Annotated in this window: 19 protein-coding genes; 7 read left to right on the top strand and 12 right to left on the bottom strand. The window is 69.9% G+C overall.

Annotated features, from left to right (window positions below; genetic code table 11):
- Positions 1-9: 9 nt before the first annotated feature.
- From RB628_RS08980 to RB628_RS08950, 7 genes are all read right to left on the bottom strand, one after another.
- Positions 10-1,221, bottom strand: coding sequence for a Gfo/Idh/MocA family oxidoreductase (locus RB628_RS08980; protein ID WP_318319778.1), 1,212 nt, complete (start codon positions 1,219-1,221; stop codon positions 10-12).
- Positions 1,222-1,480: 259 nt separating this feature from the next.
- A complete protein-coding gene (locus tag RB628_RS08975; protein WP_318319777.1) occupies positions 1,481-2,527 on the bottom strand; it encodes a substrate-binding domain-containing protein in 1,047 nt (348 codons plus the stop codon).
- A 17-nt stretch (positions 2,528-2,544) separates the two neighbouring features.
- Positions 2,545-3,540, bottom strand: coding sequence for an ABC transporter permease (locus RB628_RS08970; RefSeq protein ID WP_318319794.1), 996 nt, complete (start codon positions 3,538-3,540; stop codon positions 2,545-2,547).
- 108 nt (positions 3,541-3,648) lie between these two features.
- The gene (locus RB628_RS08965; protein ID WP_318319776.1) at positions 3,649-5,196 is read right to left on the bottom strand and encodes a sugar ABC transporter ATP-binding protein; all 1,548 of its coding nucleotides are present in this window, start codon (positions 5,194-5,196) and stop codon (positions 3,649-3,651) included.
- Positions 5,197-5,312: 116 nt separating this feature from the next.
- A complete protein-coding gene (locus tag RB628_RS08960) occupies positions 5,313-6,494 on the bottom strand; it encodes an ROK family transcriptional regulator (RefSeq protein WP_318319775.1) in 1,182 nt (393 codons plus the stop codon).
- Between the two features lie 261 nt (positions 6,495-6,755).
- Entirely contained in the window at positions 6,756-7,712 is a 957-nt protein-coding gene (locus tag RB628_RS08955) for a beta-ketoacyl-ACP synthase III (protein ID WP_318319774.1), read from the bottom strand.
- 259 nt (positions 7,713-7,971) lie between these two features.
- Entirely contained in the window at positions 7,972-9,306 is a 1,335-nt protein-coding gene (locus tag RB628_RS08950; protein WP_318319773.1) for an OFA family MFS transporter, read from the bottom strand.
- Positions 9,307-9,657: 351 nt separating this feature from the next.
- Between RB628_RS08950 and fdhD the strand changes: the two genes are divergently transcribed.
- Positions 9,658-10,515, top strand: a complete 858-nt coding sequence (gene fdhD / locus RB628_RS08945; RefSeq protein ID WP_318319772.1) for a formate dehydrogenase accessory sulfurtransferase FdhD — start codon at positions 9,658-9,660, stop codon at positions 10,513-10,515.
- A gap of 91 nt (positions 10,516-10,606) precedes the next feature.
- On the opposite strand, the gene RB628_RS08940 is transcribed toward fdhD, so the two are convergent.
- A complete protein-coding gene (locus RB628_RS08940) occupies positions 10,607-11,038 on the bottom strand; it encodes a MarR family winged helix-turn-helix transcriptional regulator (protein ID WP_318319771.1) in 432 nt (143 codons plus the stop codon).
- Positions 11,039-11,130: 92 nt separating this feature from the next.
- Here RB628_RS08940 and RB628_RS08935 point away from each other — a divergent pair, with 92 nt between their 5' ends.
- Together RB628_RS08935 and RB628_RS08930 are read left to right on the top strand one after the other, a co-directional pair.
- Entirely contained in the window at positions 11,131-11,388 is a 258-nt protein-coding gene (locus RB628_RS08935) for a hypothetical protein (protein ID WP_318319770.1), read from the top strand.
- Between the two features lie 215 nt (positions 11,389-11,603).
- Positions 11,604-13,496 carry a sialidase family protein gene (locus tag RB628_RS08930; protein ID WP_318319769.1) on the top strand — a complete coding sequence of 631 codons (1,893 nt, stop codon included), beginning with the start codon at positions 11,604-11,606 and terminating at the stop codon, positions 13,494-13,496.
- A gap of 148 nt (positions 13,497-13,644) precedes the next feature.
- On the opposite strand, the gene RB628_RS08925 is transcribed toward RB628_RS08930, so the two are convergent.
- Entirely contained in the window at positions 13,645-14,661 is a 1,017-nt protein-coding gene (locus RB628_RS08925; protein WP_318319793.1) for a bile acid:sodium symporter family protein, read from the bottom strand.
- Positions 14,662-14,821: 160 nt separating this feature from the next.
- Here RB628_RS08925 and RB628_RS08920 point away from each other — a divergent pair, with 160 nt between their 5' ends.
- Positions 14,822-15,685, top strand: a complete 864-nt coding sequence (locus RB628_RS08920; RefSeq protein ID WP_318319768.1) for a LysR substrate-binding domain-containing protein — start codon at positions 14,822-14,824, stop codon at positions 15,683-15,685.
- A 347-nt stretch (positions 15,686-16,032) separates the two neighbouring features.
- The gene (locus tag RB628_RS08915) at positions 16,033-17,859 is read left to right on the top strand and encodes an AMP-dependent synthetase/ligase (RefSeq protein WP_318319767.1); all 1,827 of its coding nucleotides are present in this window, start codon (positions 16,033-16,035) and stop codon (positions 17,857-17,859) included.
- Positions 17,860-17,880: 21 nt separating this feature from the next.
- Here the strand turns inward: RB628_RS08915 and RB628_RS08910 are convergent, their stop codons facing one another.
- Positions 17,881-18,675 carry a Tat pathway signal sequence domain protein gene (locus RB628_RS08910; protein WP_318319766.1) on the bottom strand — a complete coding sequence of 265 codons (795 nt, stop codon included), beginning with the start codon at positions 18,673-18,675 and terminating at the stop codon, positions 17,881-17,883.
- A 266-nt stretch (positions 18,676-18,941) separates the two neighbouring features.
- Between RB628_RS08910 and RB628_RS08905 the strand changes: the two genes are divergently transcribed.
- On the top strand, positions 18,942-19,778 hold the full coding sequence (locus RB628_RS08905; RefSeq protein ID WP_318319765.1) for an aldo/keto reductase: 837 nt from the start codon (positions 18,942-18,944) through the stop codon (positions 19,776-19,778).
- Between the two features lie 117 nt (positions 19,779-19,895).
- On the opposite strand, the gene RB628_RS08900 is transcribed toward RB628_RS08905, so the two are convergent.
- Positions 19,896-20,597, bottom strand: a complete 702-nt coding sequence (locus tag RB628_RS08900; RefSeq protein ID WP_318319764.1) for an SDR family oxidoreductase — start codon at positions 20,595-20,597, stop codon at positions 19,896-19,898.
- A gap of 390 nt (positions 20,598-20,987) precedes the next feature.
- Between RB628_RS08900 and RB628_RS08895 the strand changes: the two genes are divergently transcribed.
- Positions 20,988-21,314 (top strand): hypothetical protein, encoded by a 327-nt coding sequence (locus RB628_RS08895; protein WP_318319763.1) that lies wholly within the window; start codon positions 20,988-20,990, stop codon positions 21,312-21,314.
- A gap of 65 nt (positions 21,315-21,379) precedes the next feature.
- Here RB628_RS08895 and RB628_RS08890 read toward each other — a convergent pair whose 3' ends face one another.
- Positions 21,380-22,309 carry a class I SAM-dependent methyltransferase gene (locus RB628_RS08890; protein WP_318319762.1) on the bottom strand — a complete coding sequence of 310 codons (930 nt, stop codon included), beginning with the start codon at positions 22,307-22,309 and terminating at the stop codon, positions 21,380-21,382.
- Between the last annotated feature and the right edge of the window lie 52 nt (positions 22,310-22,361).

Genomic DNA, 22,361 nt, shown 5'->3' with positions numbered 1-22,361 from the left:
CGAGCCTCCTCAGACCGATACGGGTGAGACCGTTATGGGCGTGTAGACGGAGTTCTTCTCCGCGCTCTCCTCGACCGCCGCCAGGACACGTTGCACCTGGAGGCCCTCCGCGAAGGACGGCCGGGGCCGGCTGCCCGCCGCGATCGCGTGAACGAGGTCGCGGGCCTGGTGGACGAAGCTGTGCTCGTAGCCGAGGCCGTGGCCCGGCGGCCACCAGGCTTCCAGGTAGGGGTGGTCCGGTTCGGTGACGAGGATGCGGCGGAAGCCGGCGCGCGTGCCGGGTTCGGTGCCGTCGTGGTACTCGAGTTCGTTGAGGCGCTCCAGGTCGAAGGCCAACGAGCCGTGTTCGCCGTTGAGTTCGATGCGCAGGGCGTTCTTGCGGCCGGTCGCGTACCGGGTCGCCTCGAAGGAGGCGAGGGCGCCCGAGGGGAAGCGGCCGGTGAACACGGCGGCGTCGTCCACGGTGACCTGTCCGGCACCGGTGGCCGGGGCGGCGGTCAGGCCGCTGGTGGGGCCGCCGGGCAACGGGCGCTCCCGTACGAAGGTTTCGGTCAGTGCGGAGACCCCCGCGAGCGTCTCGCCCACGAGGTACTGGGCGAGGTCGACGATGTGGGCGCCCAGGTCGCCGAGCGCGCCCGACCCCGCCGACTCCTTGCGCAACCGCCAGGTGAGCGGGAACTCCGGGTCCACCAGCCAGTCCTGAAGATACGTCACCCGTACGTGCCGCAGACTGCCGAGCCTGCCCTCGGCGACCATGGAACGGGCGAGCGCGGTGGCGGGCAGCCGACGGTAGTTGAAGCCGACCATCGCCAGCTGGCCGCGCCGCTCCGCCTCTTCGGCGGCCACTGCCATCGCCACGGCTTCCTCGACGGTGTTCGCGAGGGGCTTCTCACACAGTACGTGTTTGCCCGCGGCGAGGGCGGCGAGGGCGATCTCGGCGTGGCTGTCGCCGGGAGTACAGATGTCGACGAGGTCGACGTCGTCCCGTTCGATCATGGCACGCCAGTCGGTCTCGGCCACCGCCCAGCCGTGCCGGTCCGCCGCCGCTCGGACGGCCCCGGCGTCCCGGCCGCAGATCGCGGCGAGCACCGGGCGCCGTGGCAGGTCGAAGACACGGCCCACGGTGCGCCAGCCCTGGGAGTGGGCGGCACCCATGAACGCGTACCCGACCATGCCGACGCCCAGCACCGGCTTCCCGGCGTCTGCCTGCGGCTGTCCCATGCGGATGTCCTCCTCGTGGTTGGCACTGTGGGGGGGTGCGTTTCCGGAGCCATGCGGGCTTCGGGGGGGGGCAGGGCTTTGGGGAGGAAGGCGGAGTCGATGCCACGCGCTCCTCGGGTCCTGTGTGTCGGCTGCGGGTCCGCTGTGGCGGGTCACGCCCACTCATCGGAGCCGCGCACCGACCCAGCCCCGCGCCCTTGAGGGGCGCGGCCGAACCGCACGCCTGGTAGATCAGTCCAGACCCGTGGCCCCGGTCCCTCTACTTGAAGCCCGTGGGCATGTACTGGTCGACGTTGTCCTTGTCGACCACCGCCGAGTACAGCGTCAGGGAGGACGGGATCTCGAACTCCGCGAGGCCGCTCACTCCCTTGGCCTGGCCCAGCGCACGGGCCAGGTCGATCGCCGACGCGGCCATCGTGGGCGGATAGAGCACCGTCGCCTTCAGGACGCCGTTGTCCCGCTTGATGGCCTGGAAGGCGGAGAGGGCGCCCGCGCCGCCGACCATCAGGAAGTCGTCGCGTCCGGCCTGCTCGATCGCCCGCAGCGCGCCCACACCCTGGTCGTCGTCGTGGTTCCACAGGGCGTCGAACTTCGGCTGGGCCTGTAGGAGTTGGGCCGTCTTGGCCTGTCCCGACTCGACCGTGAACTCGGCGGCCTGGCGGGCGACCTTCTTGATGTTCGGGTAGTTCTTCAGCGCGTCGTCGAAGCCCTGGGTACGCTGCTTGGTCAGTTCCAGGTTGTCGAGGCCCGCGAGTTCGATGACCTTGGCGTCGCTCACGTCCTTGAGCTTCTCGCCGATGTAGTGACCGGCGTTGAGGCCCATGCCGTAGTTGTCGCCTCCTATCCAACAGCGGTACGCCTGCGGGGTGTTGAAGATCCGGTCCAGGTTGACCACCGGGATGCCGGCACGCATCGCCTTCAGGCCCACCTGGGTGAGCGCCTTGCCGTCGGCGGGCAGGATCACCAGCACGTCGACCTTCTTGTTGATCAGGGTCTCGATCTGGCCGATCTGCGCGGCGGTGTCGTTGGAGCCCTCGGTGATCTCCAGCGTCACGTCGGAGTACTTCTTCGCCCTGCTCTTGGCGTTGTCGTTGATCGCGTTGAGCCAGCCGTGGTCGGCCTGCGGTCCGGCGAAGCCGATGGTGACGGCCTTGCCGGGGGTGTCGGCGGCGGCCGGCTGGTCGTTCGACGCGGGTTCGTCGTCGGATTCGTTGCTGGTGCAACCGGCGAGCAGGACTCCCGCCCCGACGGCGGCGGTCCCGAAGAGCAGTCCTCTGCGGCTTGTGAAAGGCGTCGGCTGTGGCATGACGGTGAACCCTTCCCTCAGGTCGTGCTTGCGGTACGGCGCTGGACGAGCACGGCGGCGACGATGATCGCGCCCTTGGCGATCTGCTGCACATCGCTCTGCAGGTTGTTCAGGGCGAAGATGTTGGTGATCGTGGTGAAGATCAGAACGCCCAGGACGGAGCCGACAATGGTGCCGCGGCCTCCGCTGAGCAGGGTGCCGCCGATGATCGCGGCGGCGATGGCGTCCAGCTCGTACAGGTTGCCGTTGGTGTTCTGGCCCGAGCCGGACAGGATGATCAGCAGGAACGCGGCGATCCCGCAGCACAGTCCGGACAGGAGGTACAGATAGAGGCGCTGGCGGCGTACGTCGATGCCGGCCAGGCGGGCCGCCTCCGCGTTGCCGCCCACGGCGACCGTGCGGCGGCCGAAGGTGGTGCGGTTCAGGATCAGCCAGCCGATGATCGTCACTACCGCGAAGACCAGTACCAGTGGCGGGATGCCGAGGATGTACGCGTCGCGTTCGCCGAGGTCGAGGACGCTGCCGATCGTGACGATCTGCGTCGCGCCGTCCGTGATCTGGAGGGCGAGTCCGCGCGCCGAGGCCAGCATGGCGAGCGTGGCGATGAACGGGACCATCCCGCCGTACGCGATAAGCAGCCCGTTGACCAGGCCGCAGCTCACGCCGACGAGCACGGCGGTGAAGAGGATGCCCGCGAAGCCGTACTCCTGGGTGGCGACGGTGGTCGCCCAAACCGAGGAGAGGGCCACGATCGCGCCGACCGACAGATCGATACCTCCCGACATGATGACGAAGGTCATGCCGACAGTGACGACACCGATCACCGAGCCCTGGGTGAGGACGAGTTGGAGGTTGCGGGTGTCGAGGAACTCGTCGGGCTTGGTGATACCGCCGACGACGATGAGCGCGGCGAGCACGCCGAGGAGGGAGAGGGTGCGGATGTCGGCGCGGGCCATCAAGGCGCGTACCGGGCCGTTGAGGGAAGCCGCACGATCGGACTCACGTTCGGCCATTGACCCCGTCGGGTGCAGTTTGCTGGGCACGGGCAACTCCCGTCATGACGCTGCTAAGTTGGCTTCTGCCTTCGGGCAACGGTCAGGGCTTGACCGGCATGAGACCGGTCAGCGGCCGACTGAGAAGCCACCTCCTTCAGGAACCGGCGGAGTCACGACGAGGTCGAGTACGCGAAACTCGTCCAGTTCCTGCGAGGGGCCGGAGTGAACAACCCGGCCCTCGCGGAGAACCACCACCCGGTCGGCCAGCCCCACGACCTCGGGTATCTCGCTGGAGACCAGCAGGACGGCGAGGCCCTCGTCGGCGAGGCGGCGGATCACCGCGTACAGCTCGGCGCGGGCGCCGACGTCGACGCCCCGGGTCGGTTCGTCGAGCAGCAGGACGCGGCAGCCCCGCAGCAGCCAGCGGGCGAGGACCGCCTTCTGCTGGTTGCCGCCGGAGAGGGTACGGACGGGCACGGAGGGGTTGTCGGGCCGCAGTGACAGTTCACGGGTGGCGGCGCGGGCGGCACTCAGTTCGGCGCCCCGGTCGATCCAACCGCCGCGTGCGAAGCGGGACATGGAGGAGACCGACACATTACGGGTGACGGACTCCAGCATCAGCAGGGCCTGCGCCTTGCGTTCCTCGGGGGCGAGGCCGAGTCCGGCGCGCACTGCGGCCCGTACACTGCCGGGCCGCAACACCCGCCCGTCGACGAGGACTTGACCGGCGGTCGGCTTACGGGCGCCGTAGACCGTCTCCAGGATCTCCGAGCGACCCGACCCGACCAGTCCGGCAAGGCCGACTATCTCGCCGGGCCGCACGGTGAGGTCGACGGGCGCGAACTCGCCCTCCCTGGCCAGGCCCTGGACTTCGAGGACCGGCGCGCCGCCCGCGTCCGCCGGTGTCGCGGGGCGCTCCGGGAAGACGTACTCGACGTTCCGGCCCGTCATCAGGGCGACGACCTCTCGGGTCGGCGTGGACTTCGCCGGAAGTCCGCCCGCCACCGCGCGGCCGTCCTTGAGGACGGTCACGCGGTCGCCGATGCGGCGGATCTCCTCCAGGCGGTGCGAGATGTAGACGACGGCGACCCCGTCCGCGGTCAGGTCGCCGACGATACGGAAGAGGTTGTCGACCTCCTCCGGGTCGAGCGCGGCGGACGGCTCGTCCATGACGATCAGCCGTACGTCGTGGGAGAGGGCCCGCGCCATCGACACGATCTGCTGCTGCGCCGCCGACAACTCCCCGACCAGGCGCCCCGGATCGACCTCCGGATGACCGAGCCGCTTCAGCAGCGCGGCCGTCGACGCCTTCGCCGCCTTTCCTCGTACGACGAATCCGGCGACCGTTGGTTCATGGCCGAGGTGGACGTTCTCGGCCACCGACAGACCCTCGACCAGGTCGAGTTCCTGGTAGATGGTGGCGATGCCCAGGCGCATGGCGGCGATGGGCGAGCGCAGGGTGACAGTCTCGCCGCGCCAGTCGATGGTTCCGCCGTCGGGCTGGTGGGCGCCGGCCAGGACCTTGATGAGCGTGGACTTCCCGGCGCCGTTCTGGCCGAGCAGACAGTGCACCTCACCGGCCTGGACGTCGAGGTCGACGCCGTCGAGGGCCCGGACGCCGGGAAACGACTTGGTGATGCCGGACATGCTGAGCAGCGGTGGTTCTGGTGCCATGACGGTTCCCCTTGGCGGGCGTGCGGGCCGGTTGCAGGGTGGTTCGCCTGCCGGGCAGGCGTTTTGAGCAGGGCAGAGCAGCGCGCTGTACTGGTGAGCCGTAGGTGCGGAGCGGTCTACGCGGGTGAGAACAGGTGGTCGCTGATGAGCCGGGCGGCGCCGATGACGCCGGCGGTGGGGCCCAACTCCCCCAGAACAATGGGCAGGTTGCCGGTCGCGAGGGGCAGCGACTGGCGGTAGACCTGGGTACGGATCGCGGCGAGGAGGGTGTGGCCGAGGCCGGTCACCCCGCCGCCGATCACCACCAGGCCGGGGTTGAAGAAGCTGACCAGACCCGCGATGACCTGGCCGGTGCGGTTGCCACCCTCGCGGATCAGGTCGAGCGAGGTGGCGTCCCCGGCGGCAGCGGCGGCGGCGACGTCGACGGCACTCAGGGTGCCGCTCGCCTCCCACCGGGCCGCGAGTTCCGCCGAAAGTCCCTGCTGGGCCGCCTCTTTGGCGTCCCGGGCCAGAGCCGCGCCACTGAAGTGGGCTTCCAGGCACCCTCGGTTGCCGCAGGCGCACGGGCGGCCGTCGGGCACCGCCTGGATGTGGCCGATGTCGCCGGCGCTGCCGGTCACCCCACGGTGGACCTCACCGCCGACGACGATGCCGCAACCGATCCCGGTGCCGATCTTGATGCAGAGGAAGTCGCCCACGGAACGGGCGACGCCCGCGTGCTGCTCCCCCATGGCCATCAGGTTCACGTCGTTGTCGACCATCACCGGGCAGCCCAGTTCCTGGCTGAGCGCTTCCCGCACGGGGAAGCCGTCCCAGCCGGGCATGATCGGCGGGGCGACCGGCACGCCCTCGGGGAAACGGACCGGACCCGGGACGCCGATCCCGGCGCCGTCGAACCCCTCCGCGAGCCCGGAGGTCCGCAACTTGGCTGCCATGGACAGGACTTGCTCGAAGACCGCGACCGGGCCCTCTCGGACGTCCATGGGCTGGTTGAGGTGGCCCAGCACTTCCAGTTCGGCGTTGGTGACCGCGATGTCGATCGAGGTCGCACCGATGTCCACACCGAGGAAACGCAGGGCGGGGGCGAGCCGGATGTTGTGGGAGCGGCGACCGCCTCGCGAGGCGGCGAGTCCGTCGGCCGCGACCAGGCCGGTCTCCAGGAGCCGGTCCACCTCCACGGCCAGCTTGGACCGTGACAGGTCGACCTGGTCCCCCAGCTGGGCCCGGGAGTTGGGCCCGCCGTCACGCAACAGCCGCAGCAGCCGGGCCTGATGGGCGTTCGCGGGTCGCGCGGTCATACGTCTCACAAGCCCCTCCCCGCCTGGTCAGGCACCAACCGGCCACGTTTTCTGGCCACTTCGCCGGGCTTTCGAGTGGAACGTAGCAGTGACTGCCGGGGCTGGGAAGAAGTCGGGCAGAGATTGGCGCCGACTTCTTCCTCTAAGAGGACAAAGAAGAGGACGCGTGGGTGCGGCGGACATCGGCCGGGAGGAATCGGCCGACGTGCGCGAAGACTCCCTGGGCGGGCCGCAGATCGACCCACCCGTCCGAGTCGGGCCCTACGGGCAGCGGACGACCTGTCCGGCGTAAGAGAGATTGCCGCCGAAACCGAACAGCAGGACCGGGTCGCCGGTGGAGATCTCCGCGCGCTCTACCAGTTTCGAGAAGGCGAGCGGGATGCTGGCGGCCGAGGTGTTGCCGGACTCGATGACATCGCGTGCCACGACGGCGTTCACCGCGCCGATCTTCTCGGCCAGCGGTTCGATGATGCGCAGGTTGGCCTGGTGCAGGACCACGGCAGCGAGGTCCTCGGGGGCGAGGCCCGCGCGCTCACAGGTCTGGCGGGCGATGCGGGGCAGCTGGGTGGTGGCCCAGCGGTACACACTCTGCCCCTCCTGCGCGAACCGTGCGGGCGTGCCCTCGATCCGTACCGCGTGCCCCATCTCGGGCACCGAACCCCAGAGCACGGGCCCGATACCGGCGAGCCCCGGCCCGGCCGGCGCCGGACACGCTTCGACGACCGCGGCGCCCGCCCCGTCCCCGACGAGTACGCAGGTCGTGCGGTCGGTCCAGTCCGTCACCGCGGACATCTTGTCGGCGCCGATGACGAGGGCCCGTTGCGATCCCCCGGCCCGTACCGCGTGATCGGCCGTGGCCAGGGCGTGGGTGAACCCGGCGCACACCACATTGAGGTCCATCGTGGCCGCCGAGGGGATACCGAGCCGGTTCGCGACCCGGGCGGCCATGTTCGGGGAGCGGTCGACGGCGGTGGAGGTGGCGACGAGGACGAGGTCGATGTCGCTCGCGGCCAGACCCGCCGACGCGAGCGCCTTGGCGGCGGCGTGTGCGGCCAGCTCGTCGACAGGCTCGTCGGGCCCGGCGATGTGGCGCGTACGGATGCCCACCCGGCTTCTGATCCACTCGTCGCTGGTGTCGACCAGACCCGCCAGTTCCTCGTTCGTGAGTACCTTGGCGGGCTGGTAGTGACCGACCGCGGTGATGCGCGAGCCGTTCATGGGTGGGCCCCCTTGCTGCTTTTCGGTAGCGGGATCCACCAGTCTGATCAGTGACTCACCAGTACGACGGCACGCGATGCCACAGGATTCGCGCGGTCGGGTTGTCGGCTTCCATCAGACTCCAGAGTGACCGAACACCTACGCTGTGAACAGCTGTGTCGCCTTCCGCACCAGCTCGTAGAGCCCGTAGCAGAGCGGCGCACCCACCCATACCCAGGAGAATGCGATCAGGGGCCGGCGGTCGGGCGGGCCCGTGTTCTCAGACGGACGGCTCTCGCTGGACATCGGCGGCCTCCTTCGGCGCGGGGATGTGGTGACGGGGGTCGACGGGACGGACGAGTTCGTTGGCGACGAAGCCGACGGCGAGCAGTCCGATCATGATGTAGAACGACATCCCGTAGAGGGCCGATCCGTGCTTGCCGGCCTCCTCCTGCCGGTCGGCGATCCAGTTGACGATCAGCGGACCGAGGACACCGGCCGTGGACCAGGCGGTGAGCAGCCGCCCATGGATCGCGCCCACCTGGTAGGTCCCGAAGAGATCCTTCAGATAGGCGGGGATGGTGGCGAAGCCGCCGCCGTAGAAGGAGAGGATCACCAGGGCACACAGGATGAACAGCGGTTTGGAGGAGTCCCCGAACCAGGCTATCGACGCGTACATCAGCGCGCCCACGCCGAGGTAGACGCGGTAGATGTTCTTGCGGCCGATCAGGTCGGAGGTGGACGACCAGCCGATCCGGCCCGCCATGTTGGCCGCCGACAGCAGCGCGACGAAGCCGGCCGCCGCCGACACCGAGACCGGCGTGGAGCTGTCCGCGAAGAAGTCCTTGATCATCGGCGCGGCCTTCTCCAGGATGCCGATGCCCGCGGTCACGTTCATGCAGAGGATGACCCACAGACACCAGAACTGCGGGGTCCGCACGGCGCTGCGCGCGGAGACCTGGGCGCCCGCGAGGGCAGTCGGCCCGCTCGCCCCGCTGTCGGCGGGCCTCGCGCTGCGCGGCACCCGCACCAGGAGCACCCCGAGCGACATGAACACGGCGTACGTCAGTCCGTGCACCAGGAAGGCGAGCGCGATCCCGGAGCTGTCGGAGCCGAACGACTCCAGCATCTGCGCCGACCAGGGCGAGGCGATGAGCGCGCCACCCCCGAAGCCCATGATCGCGATGCCGGTGGCCATGCCGGGCCGGTCGGGGAACCACTTGATCAGGGTCGACACGGGCGAGATGTAGCCGATACCGAGGCCGATGCCGCCGACGAAGCCGTAGCCGAAGACGATCAGCCAGTACTGCTCGGTGGCGGCGCCGAGCGAGGCGAGCAGGAAGCCGGAGGAGAAGCAGACCAGGGCGACGGTCATGGCCCAGCGCGGCCCGTTGCGCTCCACGAGGGTGCCGCCGAACGCGGCGGACAGGCCGAGCATGACGATGCCGAGCTGGAAGGGCAGCGCGCTCTGCGTGCCGCTGAGGCCGAGCGCGGATTCCAGCGGCGGCTTGAAGACGCTCCAGGCGTAGGCCTGGCCGATGGAGAGGTGAACCGAGAGGGCGGCCGGAGGAACGAGCCAGCGACTCCAGCCGGGTGGTGCTACAGGGGGACTCATGATCCCGGACGATAGGAACCGGCCGCCCGGTTGGGAAGACGGCCGGTCGGACGTGACGACCGTATGCGGTGAACGGTATGCGAGCTGCGCCGAACGGTCGTGCGGACCGGACGAACGGCATGCCGGGGCCGCGCGACGAACGGTGGGCCGGGATCGCACGGAGGGCCGTTCGCGAGCCATGGACGTCTTCGTTCCAACCCGTGTCACACCCCTTGTCGACGTAACTTCCATACTGTAGACAGTATTTCGCCGACTTGGTTCCGTCGCACGGCCACCGCACTTCGCGCGTGCAGGACAATGAGATCGTGAAGGTCACCTACCAGCACGTACAGAACCGGGGCTGATCAGGACATGGGACGAGTCACGGAACGACGCAAGGTGATCCGGATCCGCGACGGGGCGGTCTCCACCCGTCCGGACACGCTCGTCGCCGAGGAACCCCTGGAGATCCGGCTGAACGGCAAGCCGCTCGCCATCACCATGCGGACACCGGGCGACGACTTCGCGCTCGCCGCGGGCTTCCTTGTGAGCGAGGGTGTGCTCGCCGAACGGCGAGAACTCCAGAACATCGTGTACTGCGCGGGCGCGACGGCGGACGGTTCGAACACCTACAACGTGGTCGACGTGCGGACGGCTCCGGACGTGGTGATGCCCGACATCACGCTGGAACGGAACGTGTACACGACGTCCTCGTGCGGCCTGTGCGGCAAGGCGAGCCTGGACGCCGTCCGCACGACGGCCCGTTGGGCCATCGACGACGGCGCCGGCACCCCCCCGGTCCGACTGGCACCCGAACTGCTCGCGAGCCTCCCCGACCGGCTCCGCGCGTCCCAGCGGGTGTTCGACCGGACCGGGGGTCTGCACGCGGCGGCCCTGTTCACGGAGGAGGGCGAGCTGCTCGACATCCGTGAGGACGTGGGCCGGCACAACGCGGTCGACAAGCTGGTCGGGCGGGCACTGCAGAACGGCGACCTGCCCCTGTCCCGCACGGTCCTGCTGGTCTCCGGCCGGGCGTCGTTCGAGCTGGCACAGAAGGCGGTCATGGCCGGCATTCCGGTACTGGCGGCCGTCTCGGCCCCCTCATCACTCGCCGTCGACCTGGCGGCCGAGTCGGGGCTGACGCTGGTGGGCTTCCTCCGGGGAGCCAACATGAACGTGTACGCGGGCGAGGACCGCATCGCTCTGCAGGTCGCGGCCTCCCAGGGCTGACCGGCTCCCCCGCGGCACGGCGGCGGGGCCCCGAACGGCGGGGAGCGCCCCCTGCGCCGCCGGGGCCCCGCCTCTTCTTGCCGCCGGGCGGCTACCGCGCACCCGAAACCCGGGTGAGCAAACCCATGAACAGCTCGCGTTCCACGACCGTGAGCGGCGCCAGCAGCTCGTCGTTGGCCTTCCGCGCGGCCCGTTCGCAGCGGGCGAGCAGCCGCCGCCCCTCCCCCGTCGCCGTCACCGCGTTCTTTCGCCGGTCGTGCGGATCGGGTGTGCGCACGATCAGTCCGGCGGCCTGGAGGTCGTTGAGAACGCCAACCATGTCCTTGGCGTCGAGCCCCACCCCGCGCACCAGTTCGGCCTGCGCGACCGGGCCCAGCTCCGCGACGGCGGAGAGCACCACGTGATGCCACGTCTTCAGCCCTTCGCCGGCCAGCGCGGCGGCGACCAGCGCGCGTCCGCGATCAGCGACCCTCCCCAGGATCCAGCTGGGGAGAACACGTATGGAGTGAAGTTCGGCAGACATATGAAAAGCCTAGCCAATAATCATTGGACCTCCCAACGGTTATGCGATTATCGTTGGGACTCCCAACGGTTTTCTGGAGGTGCCAGGTGCGGATGCGCCGAGTCCGGTACGGGCCCACGGATGGGCCCCTGCTCCCGGCCGACCGGGTGACCGGGCCCTGTTTCGGCCACGGCCACGCCGACATCGCGCGCTCCCCCGGCACCGACGAAGTCGTCCCGTACGCCCGGACGGGCAAGGACGGCGAGTGGCCCACCCCGGCCCTCACCGGTTTCCGGCTGGGCCGAATAGCCGGCGCACACCGGGTCATCGAGTCGTGGACCAACCTCGTCAAGGTTGTCCTGAACCCCTGACACACGGTTCTTGTGGGGCGGCTGAGCATCCAACTACCGTCTGATGCACGCATGTTGGACGCGGGATGTCCAGATCTCCGGATGCCGAACTGTTCAGTTGTCCGGACCTCTGAAGCGCAGACCTGTGAACCCGGGTCTCCGAAGCCCGAACTCCGAAGTCCCGAACTCTGAAGTCCAGACGCATGAAGTCCAGACGTTGAAGGGCAGGGCCGTACATGCCGTCAAGTCTTCGCGCACGTCTCAGATCCACTCTCACGGCCGTGTTCACCACGGCCGCTCTGCTGCTCGCTCTGCCGAGCCCCGCGGGCGCCGAACAGGCCACCCCGGCGGCCACGTTCGAACAGCAGGTGCTCTTCCGGGCCTCCCAGGACCCCGGCTACGCCTGCTACCGGATCCCCGCCGTCGTCCGGACCCTGAAGGGCACGCTGCTGGCCTTCTCCGAGGGGCGCCGAGACAACTGCGGGGACGCCGGTGACATCGATATCGTCGTCAAGCGGTCGACGGACGACGGGCGCACCTGGGGCCCGCTCCAGGTCGTCAACGACGGCGGGGTCGACACACACGGCAACCCGGCGCCCATCGTGGACCGGGAGACCGGCCGCATCCTCCTCGCGGAGACCTGGAACACGGGTCGGGGCGGCGGCAACTGCCCGGTGCCGTGCGACCGCAGCCCCCATCTGCAGTACAGCGACGACGACGGGCTGACCTGGTCAGAGCCGCGCGACCTGAGCGCCGAGATCATGCCTCCCGAGTGGAACTCCTGGTACGCGACGGGCCCCGTGCACGGCATCCAGCTCGCCCGGGGACCGCACGCGGGCCGGCTCGTCTTCGGTGTCAACACCGAGACGTGGGACGGAAGCCGGATCAGCGCCAACCACGCCGCGCTGATCATCAGCGACGACGGCGGCGACCACTGGAAGGTCGGCGCGACCGACAGCTGGCCGATCGCGGCGAACGGCACCTTCCGGCAGAAACCGTCCGAGGTGACACTCACCGAACACTCGGACGGGGTGATCCTGGTCAGCGGGCGTGAACAGGACGGTACCGATCTCGGCCACCGCACCCAGGCCTTCAGCGCGGACGGCGGCAGCAGCTTCCTCACCCCGTTCCGCGCCCTCCCGGACCTCTACGCGCCGCAGGTCCAGTGCTCCACCGTGGGCTTCGGCGTCCGCGTACTGCTGGCCTGCCCGGGCGATCCGGACCGCCGACGGACGATGATGATCCGCTCCTCGTACGACGGCGGGCGCACCTGGGACAGCGCGGACCGGGGCACGGTCGTCACCCGGGACTGGTCCGGTTACTCCGACCTGGTGAAGATCGACAGCGCGACGGTAGGCCTGACGTACGAGGGCGGCACCGTCGACGCGCGCGACGAGATCCGCTTCGCCCGCTTCACCGAGGACTGGCTGACACCGCCGCGCGGCCCGGACCCGACCACCCACGACCTGGCCCCGGGCGCCCGCCCGGCCGCCGTTCTCGGCGGCACCGCGCAGACCACCGGCGTGTTCGGCGGCGGTGCGCTGGAGTTCGACGGCGTGGACGACGCCGTGCGCCTCCCGTACAGCGACCGGCTGCCGCTCGGCACCAAGGACTTCACCGTTGCCCTCTGGTTCCGTACCACCGCGACGACGGGCGACCGGCCGCTGCTGTGGATGGGCGGGGTCGGCTCCACCCAGCCTCAGGTCTGGCTCCGCGCCGAGCCCGCGAGCAACCGCCTACGGGGCCTGATCACGGTCCGGGACGGCGCGTCGGCCGTCAGGACGGCGTCCGCTACCTCTGTGGGCACCTACAACGACGGCCAGTGGCATTTCGCGGCCCTGCGCCGCGGCGGCAGCCAGTTCACCCTCTTCGTCGACGGTACGGCGGTGAGCGTGGCGGACGTGTCCGGATCCGCCAGCCGCAATGGGGTGTTCGGGGTGCACATCGGACAACGGGTGGACAGCCTCCAGCACTTCAGCGGCGCGATCGACGATGTCCGGGTCTGGGACCGGGCGTTGGACACCGCGGAACTCTCCGCGGCCTCCATGACCGCCACCACGGACGCGGCCGCGGCCACGAGCAACACGGTGCTCTGGCTGCCCATGGACAAGGTGAACGCCCGCCGCTAGGCGCTCGCTGGACATGCGGACATTCGCCGCGGGCCCGGTGGAGCTGGTCGCGCCCACGCGGCGCAGCCGCAGGTTGATACGGTCCCGCGCTCCTTCCGGGGCGCGGGCGCGCCCGACTTCACCCGGCCCGCGGCTCAGCGGCGACGCGTCACCGTACAGGCTGCGACGCGTGACGGTCCGGCCGGTCCTGCCCGGTGACCTCAAAGTCGCCGGCGGAGTCGGCCACCGGGTCCCGCGAGCGGCGCTTGGCGATCACCGCGCACACCATCAGCTGCATCTGGTGGAAGAGCATCAAGGGCAGCACGGCCAGTGAGGCCTCGGCGCCGAACAGAACGCTCGCCATGGGCAGTCCGGCCGCCAGGGACTTCTTCGAGCCGGCGAACTGGATCGCGATCCGGTCCTCGCGGTTGAAGCGGAGCGCCTTGCCGCCGTACCAGGTGAGCGCCAGCATCGCCGCGAGGAGTACCGCCTCGACCACCAGGAGTCCGGCGAGCCTGGTGGCGCTGACCTGGTGCCAGATGCCCTCGGCCATGCCCTCGCTGAACGCGGTGTAGACGACGAGGAGGATCGAGCCCCGGTCGACCAGACCGAGCACCTTCCTGTGCCGGGTGACGAACGCGCCGATCCAGCGCCGGAGCAGCTGCCCGGCGACGAACGGCACCAGCAGCTGGAGCACGATTTCGAGGAGCGAGTCGAGCGAGAAGCCGCCGCCGGCGCTGCCGAGCAGTGTGGCCGCGAGCAGGGGGGTGACGACGATGCCGACGAGGGAGGAGAAGGAGCCCGCGCAGATCGCGGCGGGGACGTTGCCCCGGGCCATCGAGGTGAAGGCTATGGACGACTGGATCGTGGACGGGACGAGGGTGAGGAAGAGCAGGCCGGTGTAGAGGGAGTGGGTCAGGAACACCGGTTCGAGTCCGCGGGCGGCCAGGCCGAGCAGCGGGAAGACGACGAACGTACAGGCGAGGACCGTGACGTGCAGCCGCCAGTGTTTCAGCCCCGACATCGCCTCGCGGGTGGAGAGGCGGGCGCCGTAAAGGAAGAAGAGGAGGGCGATGGCGGCCGTGGAGGCACCCGAGGCGACGTCGGCGCCAGTCCCGCGCGCCGGGAGGAGCGCCGCGAGGCCCACCGTCCCGAGCAACAGCAGGATGTAGGGGTCGATCGGCATCCAGCTCGGCCACTTCAGGCGTTTCACGGTGCTCCACTGCTTCAGGTACGGGCAGGACGGTCGTGCCCTTTCCATCGTCCCCCTCCGGTCCGTGATCGGGAATCCCGTATACCGCTCTGACTGTCATCACGTTTCGCGATAACAGGGTAGCGTGGGAAGCATGTACGACCCCTCTCATCTGCGGACCTTCCTGACCGTGGCCCAGACGCTCAGCTTCACGCAGGCCGCCCGGCGGCTCGGGCTGCGCCAGTCGACGGTCAGCCAGCATGTGCGGCGCCTGGAGGACGTGGCCGGACGGCAGCTGTTCGCCCGGGACACACACTCCGTCGAACTGACCGAGGACGGCGAGGCGATGCTCGGTTTCGCCCGCCGCATCCTGGAGGTGCACGAACAGGCGACGGCGTTCTTCACGGGCACACGACTGCGCGGCCGGCTGCGGTTCGGCGCGTCGGAGGACTTCGTACTGACCCGGCTGCCGGAGATTCTGGAGGGCTTCAGGTACGACCATCCCGACGTCGACCTGGAGCTGACGGTGGAGCTGTCGGGCACTCTCCACGAGCAGCTGGCCGCCGGGAAACTGGACCTCGTCCTGGCCAAGCGGCGCCCCGAGGATCCGCGCGGCGAGCCCGTCTGGCACGACGAGCTGGTGTGGATCGGCACGGAACGGCTCCGTCTGGACCCCGACCGTCCGGTGCCGCTGATCGTGTACCCGCCGCCGGGCATCACCCGCGCCCTCGCCATGGAGGCGCTGGAGCGGCAGGGCCGGGCGTGGCGCGTCGCCTGCACCAGCGGCAGCCTCAACGGACTGATCGCGGCGGCCCGGGCGGGCCTCGGCGTGATGGCCCACTCGCGCGGACTGATCCCGCCCGGCCTGGTCCGCGTACCCGACCGCTCCGGGCTGCCGGAGCTGGGCGGGGTCGACTTCGTCCTGGTGCACGGCCACCGCCGTACGCCGGCGCAGAGCGCGGCGGACGCGCTGGCGGCGGCGATCCTGACGAGCGGGGACCGGTTGCACCGGCGTTGACGGCGGTGCGGGTGCGGGTGTGCGGGGTGTGCGGGGTGTGACGAAATCCGCATCCGGGACGCAGACAGAGAGGGCGAACCGACCGCACAAGAGGCTGCCCGAACCTTAAAGACAGTCCCAAGAGGCCTGGTGCGGGTGGTGAGCGGGCCGGTCGGATTCGGTGGAGATTACGGAACCGCACCGTACTTCGACGTACGATTTTCTGTCCGTCCCCTACACATACAGACGCATTTTACGCCCCGCAACGGCGCCGAAGCTGAACACCGCTCGGCTTCGCGCCCCCTCCCGTGGTGCGAAGCCGTGGGGTAGCTTTCACGGCGCCGTGCGGTGCGTCACTAGGAGCGGGTTTGCGCGAATTCACCAACCCTCCGTTGGCGTTGGCGCCGCCCGTGGGCGGACTGGCCGACGTGGTCTTCGAGCGTGCCCAGGAAGATCCCCGCCATGTCGCGCTCGGCCGCAAGGACGAGGCCGGCCAGTGGCGGAACGTGACCTCGGGCGAGTTCCGTGACGAGGTGCTCGCCCTCGCCAAGGGCCTGCTCGCTCAGGGCATCCGGTTCGGGGACCGGGTCGCGATCATGTCCCGTACGCGCTACGAGTGGACGCTCTTTGACTACGCGCTGTGGACGATCGGCGCGCAGGTGGTGCCGGTCTATCCGACGTCCTCTGCCGAGCAGGTCTTCTGGATGCTGTACGACGCCGAGGTGACAGCGGCGATGGTGGAGCACGAGGACCACGCGATGACCATCGCCACGGTCATCGACCGGCTGCCCCGGCTGCACCAGCTGTGGCAGCTCGACGAGGGCGCCGTGCAGGAGCTGTACGAGGCCGGTGCGCACCTGGACGACGACATGGTGCACCGGCACCGGCTCGCGGTCACGCCCGACTCGACCGCGACGATCATCTACACCTCCGGCACCACGGGCCGCCCCAAGGGCTGTGTCATCACCCACGCCAACTTCATGTTCGAGGCGGACACCGTCATCGAGCGCTGGGAGCCGGTGTTCCACTCCAGGAAGGGCGACGAGGCGGCCACCCTCCTCTTCCTCCCCCTCGCGCATGTCTTCGGCCGGATGGTGCAGGTGGCCGCGATCCGCGGAGGGGTCCGTTTCGGCCATCAGCCGCAGTTGAACGCGGCGGCCCTGCTGCCCGACCTCGCCGCGTTCAGGCCGACGTTCTTCCTCGGCGTGCCGTACATCTTCGAGAAGGTCCTCAACGCGGCCCGCCGCAAGGCCGAGCGGGAAGGCAAGGACGGCTTCTTCGAGAAGGCCGTCGAGGTCGCAGTGCGTTATGCGGAGGCCGTGGAGGAGAAGGCCTGGGACCTGGGCCCCGGCCCCTCGGCGGGCCTTCGGATGCAGCACCAGCTCTTCGAGAAGCTCGTGTACTCCAGGATCCGGGCCGCGATGGGCGGACGCGTACGGCACGCCATGACGGGCGGATCGGCGATGGACCGGCGGCTCGGTCTGTTCTTCGCGGGCGCGGGCGTCCACATCTTCGAGGGCTACGGTCTGACGGAGACGACGGCGGCGGCCACCGCGAACCCGCCCGAACGCACCCGCTACGGCACGGTCGGCCAGGCCATCCCGGGCACGACGGTGCACATCGCGGACGACGGCGAGATCTGGCTGCGCGGCGACAACGTGTTCCAGGGCTATCTGAACAACCAGAAGGCGACGGACGCGACCCTGCACGACGGCTGGCTCGCCACCGGCGACCTGGGCTCCCTCGACGAGGACGGCTTCCTCACGATCACCGGCCGGAAGAAGGAGATCCTGGTGACGTCGGGCGGCAAGAGCGTCGCACCGGGCGGCCTGGAGGAACGCGTCCGGGACCATCCCCTGGTCGCCCAGTGCATCGTGGTCGGCAACGACCGCCCGTACATCGCGGCCCTGGTCACCCTGGACCACGAAGCGGTCGAGCACTGGCTCACGATGCGCGGCAAACCGCGGCTGACCCCGACGGAACTGGTCCGCGACCCGGACCTGGAGAAGGAGGTACGGCGCGCGGTGGTCGCCGCGAACACCCTGGTCTCCAAGGCCGAGTCGATCCGCACCTTCCGCATCCTGGCCCAGCCGTTCACCGAGGAACACGGTCTGCTGACCCCGTCCCTGAAACTGAAGCGCAAGGCGATCGAGAACGCGTACGCGAAGGAGGTCGAGGCACTGTACCGGGCCTAGGCCGCCGAACAGGGCCTGCCGTCAGACGAGTTGATAGCCGCGCAGGTTGGTGAGCAGCAGGTGGCAGTCCTGGAGCGAGCCCGAAGTGTCGCCGAGGGAGCGGTAGATGCCCCACTTGGGGCGTACGCGGTCGGCGAGGAAGGTGTCCACGCCGGTTCGTGCGGCGTCGACGACCGTTGTCGAGCCGCTCTTGAGGATCCAACGGACCGTTCCCGCCGAGCCGTTGCCCACCTTGATCTGGAAGTCGACGTCCGTCCACCTGTCGTGGAGCGGTTCGAGGTTCGTACGGCCGACGAGGATGTCGGCGATGGGCAGCTTCAGTTCGATGGTCTGCACGCCGTTCACCCGGCGCAGTGACTGCACGACCATCGGCGAGGTGCCGGCGCCGGGCTGCTTCATCTGCATGATGTGGGTGAAGGTGGTCGTCGCCTTGAGGGAGCTGGGGATGTACATCGCGTACGTGACCCGCCAGGTCTGGCCCTCGGTCCACTTGAGGTAGTTGGCGCCGCTGCCGTTGCGAAGCCCGGTGACCTCCTGGCGCTGGCGGTCGGTCGAGGTGTCGCGGTCCCTGGTGTGCATGGTGAAGCGCCAGTTGTCGCCGGTGGCGTAGATGTGCGGCTGCCCGGCGGTGTGGGAGTCGGCGCGGTCGTCCTCGACGGTCTCGAAGGCGCCGAGCCCGGCGCCGCTCGCGGAGGGTGCCCATTTCTGCTGCCAGGAGGCGGCGCGGGCCGGGGTGGCGAGGGCGGGGAGTCCGACGGCGGCTCCGGCAACTCCGCCGAGCGTGGCGCCGAGCAGGGTTCGCCTGGATGTGTTCATGGTGGGACCACCTCAGCATGGGGGGGGCTGGATTGCTGACGTCTGGCTACATATGTGCACGATGTTCATCAACACGATCGCGGCGCGATACAGAGTCGCCCTATGGCAGGCCACGGTCAATAGTCCGTACCAATGCATGTGCGCCGCTGAAGGTGTTTCCGGCCAATCTGTGGGAAGGCTCACGAGGTTTGCGATCAGGAATGCACGACGGCTCGTGATCGTTGACGATGAGAGCATCACTCCGACGACTGAAGGATCGAGAGCTCGTGAGCAGCAAGGTCCCCCCGATCATCCTGAGCAACGGCGTCGAGATGCCCCAACTGGGCTTCGGCGTCTGGCAGGTGCCGGACGCCGAGGCGGAGCGGGCGGTCACCACAGCGCTGGAGACCGGGTACCGCAGCATCGACACGGCGGCGATCTACGGCAACGAGGAGGGCACCGGAAAGGCCATCGCCGCATCCGGCCTCGCCCGCGAGGACCTCTTCGTCACCACCAAACTCTGGAACAGCGACCAGGGGTACGGGTCCACGCTCCGCGCCTTCGACACCTCGCTGGAGAAGCTCGGCCTGGAGTACGTCGACCTGTACCTGATCCACTGGCCGCAGCCGGCCAAGGGCACGTTCGTCGACACGTACAAGGCGTTCGAAAAGCTTCACGCGGACGGCCGCGCTCGGGCCATCGGTGTCTCCAACTTCCTTCCGGAACACGTCGACCGGCTCCTGGCCGAGACGTCGGTCGTCCCGGCCGTCAACCAGATCGAGCTGCACCCGCACCTCCAGCAGGACGCGCCACGCGAGTACCACGCGGCGCGGGGCATCGCCACGGAGGCCTGGTCCCCGCTCGGCTCCGGCAAGGGGCTGCTGGAGGTTCCCGCGCTCGTGGCCATCGCCCAGAAGCACGGCCGCACCCCGGCCCAGGTCGTTCTGCGCTGGCACCTCCAGCTGGGCAACGTGGTGATCCCCAAGTCCGTCACACCGTCCCGGATCAAGGAGAACATCGAGGTCTTCGACTTCAGCCTGGACACGGAGGACCTCGCGGCGATCAGCGCGCTGAACGAGGACCGCCGGCTGGGCCCGGACCCGGCGACCTTCGAGGCGGGCTGACGGTTCAGGGCCCGTGCGCCCGCGAACGCGACACCGTCCGCAGCGGACGCAGGCAGGATCGGTGAAGTACAGGACGCCGGTGTCGTCACCGGCGTCCGTCGTCCGTTACGGCAGGGATCAGTTGGGCTGCCCGATCGGTCGTACGACCACGGTGTTGACGTCGACCCCCTCCGGCTGCCGGATCGCCCAGACGATCGAGTCGGCGAGCTGGTCGGCCGTGAGCAGGTGGCCCGGCGGCAGGCTGCCGTAGTTGTCCCAGAAGGGGGTTTCGACGCGCCCGGGGGCCACCAGCGTCACGCCGACGCCGAACTCCGTGACCTGGCGGCGGGTGTTCTCTGCGAGGCCGGTCACCGCCCACTTGGTCGCCCCGTAGATGTTGCCCGGCGTGTGGACGAACCCGGCGACGCTGCCGACCAGCACGATCCGGCCCCGGGTCTCCTTCAGCGCGTCGATCGAGGCCCTGATGAGCAGCGCGGGGCCGAGCACGTTGGTCAGCACCATCTCCGGCCAGCCGGCCGGGTCGCCCTCAGCGACCGTGTCGTGGGTGGCGAAACCGGCGTTGGCCACGACCGTGTCCAGTCGCCCGAACTCCTTCAGCGTCGCCCCGACGGCGTCGCGCACGGCGTCGTAATCGGCCGCGTTCCCGGGAATCGTCAACAGGCCCCCGGGCCGCCCGAGTTCCTCGGCGAAGCCGTTCAGCCGCGCCTCGCCCCGGCCGGTGACTGCGACACGGTGGCCTGCGCCGAGCAGCTGCCGCGCGACCGCCGCGCCGATTCCGCTGCCGCCACCGGTGATCAGAGCGACGGGTGAGTCGGTCATGGTTCCCCCTGGGTGTGCCGTACGTGAGTTGTGAACGGCGCAGAGTCCATCACTTGAAGCGCCCTCCAAGTCAAGGGCGTTCAGGTCGAGAGGGTTCGGTGAGGTGCGGGGAGCGCGCCGGGCGGCCGCTCAGTACGTCCGCCGGTACGAGGCCGGGCAGGTGGGCTCGCCCACTCCGTCTCCGACAGCCCTCCGCCCGCGCGCACGGTTCCGCCGCCGTCCGGTCAGGCGCCAACGCCCTTACCCGGTCCGCCAGATGAGGGGTCGAGATGTGTGTGCCAGGCTGCTTGCCAGGGCCGCTCCGACCGTCCGGCGGCAGGTGTGCCTGCCTGCCCTCGGGCTGTTGCTTCTCCTGCTGTCGCTGCTCAAGCAGCTCTGCGTGGGCGGTACGTGCTGTACGGCCAGACCGGGGCGGCCCTGCTCATCGGCGCGGCCCTGGACCGGCTGGCCGGCGCCGGCGGGAGGCTGCGCGAGGTCGCGCTCGCCCGCGCAGGGGCGGCCGCCTTCGCACTTCTGCCGCTGTCCACCCACCTGCACGGCCCGCAGAACCACGCGACGACGTCACCACCGACGCCCACCCGGTACGGGAACCGAGCGCGAACGGCGACGGCCGCCTGTCCATGCCGTCCCGACGCCAGGTGCGGACGCTGCGCCCGACAGCCGTCGGCGCACTCCTGCCGCCGTCCACCCACCTGCACGGCCCGCAGAGCCGCGTGAGTGCGGGACGCGGCGCGTGCAGGGGGCACGGGTCACGGTGTTCGCACGGCCTGGCCGCTGCTGACTCACCCCCCTGCGCGCCAGCCGTTCGGCTTGGTGCCGGTGTACAGGGTGTGCGCGACCAGAACGAAGACATCCGGACGGTGGTGCAGGCCCGCCTTGTCGTCGGGGTCGAGAAGGCGGTCGAGGGTGGCGCGGTCCTCGGCGTCGAGCCCGTCCGCGCACCTCGTGCGGCGCCGGTCGAAGACGTCGATCACGTAGGCGCGGGCCTCGTCCGTGAGCGGGGCGGGGAGGTCCAGGAGGAAGGAGCGGGTGCCGGAGGGGCGCAGGCCGGCGGCGGTGAGCAGGGCCGGCCAGTCCTCGGTCTCGCGTACATGGCCGGGCAGCGAGGTGCGCATCTCGGTGAACCAGGTCTGTTCGATCACGTCGAGACGCGCCTCCAGGCCGGGGCGCCCGAAGCCGAGGTCGCGCGGCAGGTTCCGCTCCGCGAGGCCGCCCTCCAGCACGGCGAGTGTGCCGCCCGGCGCGAGTACGTCCGCGAGTGCGGTGAGCGCGGCCCGCTGGTCGCCGACATGGTGAACGGCCCGGCTCGACCACACGAGGTCGGCGGGGTACTCCAACTCAACGATTCCATCCGGGAGTTCAGCCTCTACGGTGCTGAAGCGGTCGGCGATGCCGTGGCGTTCGGCGTTCTCGTGGGCCCGTTCCAGGAGCGCCGCCGAACTGTCCGCGGCGACGATGCGTGCCTCGGGGAACGCGTCCGCGAAGAAGCCCGAGATCATGCCGGGGCCGCTGCCCGCGTCGACGATCAGCCCCGGTTCGGGCTGCTGCCGGTGCAGCCAGGCCAGAGCGTCGGCGTAGAGCGGCGCCAACAGCCGGGCCTGTCCCTCCAGCATGGGGATCATGTCGGCGAAGTCCATGTCGGCGTGGTCGTGGGCATGGGCGCCTGCGGGCGCCTGGGCGTGATCATTCGTGTGCCGGTGCTGATGGGCCATGGTGTACGGGCCTCCCGTTGTCGTTGGCACCAGCCTGCTCCGACCTCGCCGA

This window comes from Streptomyces sp. ADMS (assembly GCF_033441795.1).
GTDB lineage: Bacteria > Actinomycetota > Actinomycetes > Streptomycetales > Streptomycetaceae > Streptomyces.
Note: the sequence above shows the minus strand (reverse complement) of the source record. Positions and strands in the feature narration are given on the sequence as shown.

Bases quoted from the DNA above. Each gene is read 5' to 3' on its own strand.
- RB628_RS08980 (WP_318319778.1), bottom strand. From the start codon at position 1,221: ATGGGACAGCCGCAGGCAGACGCCGGGAAGCCGGTGCTGGGCGTCGGC.
- RB628_RS08975 (WP_318319777.1), bottom strand. From the start codon at position 2,527: ATGCCACAGCCGACGCCTTTCACAAGCCGCAGAGGACTGCTCTTCGGG.
- RB628_RS08970 (WP_318319794.1), bottom strand. From the start codon at position 3,540: ATGGCCGAACGTGAGTCCGATCGTGCGGCTTCCCTCAACGGCCCGGTA.
- RB628_RS08965 (WP_318319776.1), bottom strand. From the start codon at position 5,196: ATGGCACCAGAACCACCGCTGCTCAGCATGTCCGGCATCACCAAGTCG.
- RB628_RS08960 (WP_318319775.1), bottom strand. From the start codon at position 6,494: ATGACCGCGCGACCCGCGAACGCCCATCAGGCCCGGCTGCTGCGGCTG.
- RB628_RS08955 (WP_318319774.1), bottom strand. From the start codon at position 7,712: ATGAACGGCTCGCGCATCACCGCGGTCGGTCACTACCAGCCCGCCAAG.
- RB628_RS08950 (WP_318319773.1), bottom strand. From the start codon at position 9,306: ATGAGTCCCCCTGTAGCACCACCCGGCTGGAGTCGCTGGCTCGTTCCT.
- fdhD (WP_318319772.1), top strand. From the start codon at position 9,658: ATGGGACGAGTCACGGAACGACGCAAGGTGATCCGGATCCGCGACGGG.
- RB628_RS08940 (WP_318319771.1), bottom strand. From the start codon at position 11,038: ATGTCTGCCGAACTTCACTCCATACGTGTTCTCCCCAGCTGGATCCTG.
- RB628_RS08935 (WP_318319770.1), top strand. From the start codon at position 11,131: ATGCGCCGAGTCCGGTACGGGCCCACGGATGGGCCCCTGCTCCCGGCC.
- RB628_RS08930 (WP_318319769.1), top strand. From the start codon at position 11,604: ATGCCGTCAAGTCTTCGCGCACGTCTCAGATCCACTCTCACGGCCGTG.
- RB628_RS08925 (WP_318319793.1), bottom strand. From the start codon at position 14,661: ATGCCGATCGACCCCTACATCCTGCTGTTGCTCGGGACGGTGGGCCTC.
- RB628_RS08920 (WP_318319768.1), top strand. From the start codon at position 14,822: ATGTACGACCCCTCTCATCTGCGGACCTTCCTGACCGTGGCCCAGACG.
- RB628_RS08910 (WP_318319766.1), bottom strand. From the start codon at position 18,675: ATGAACACATCCAGGCGAACCCTGCTCGGCGCCACGCTCGGCGGAGTT.
- RB628_RS08900 (WP_318319764.1), bottom strand. From the start codon at position 20,597: ATGACCGACTCACCCGTCGCTCTGATCACCGGTGGCGGCAGCGGAATC.
- RB628_RS08890 (WP_318319762.1), bottom strand. From the start codon at position 22,309: ATGGCCCATCAGCACCGGCACACGAATGATCACGCCCAGGCGCCCGCA.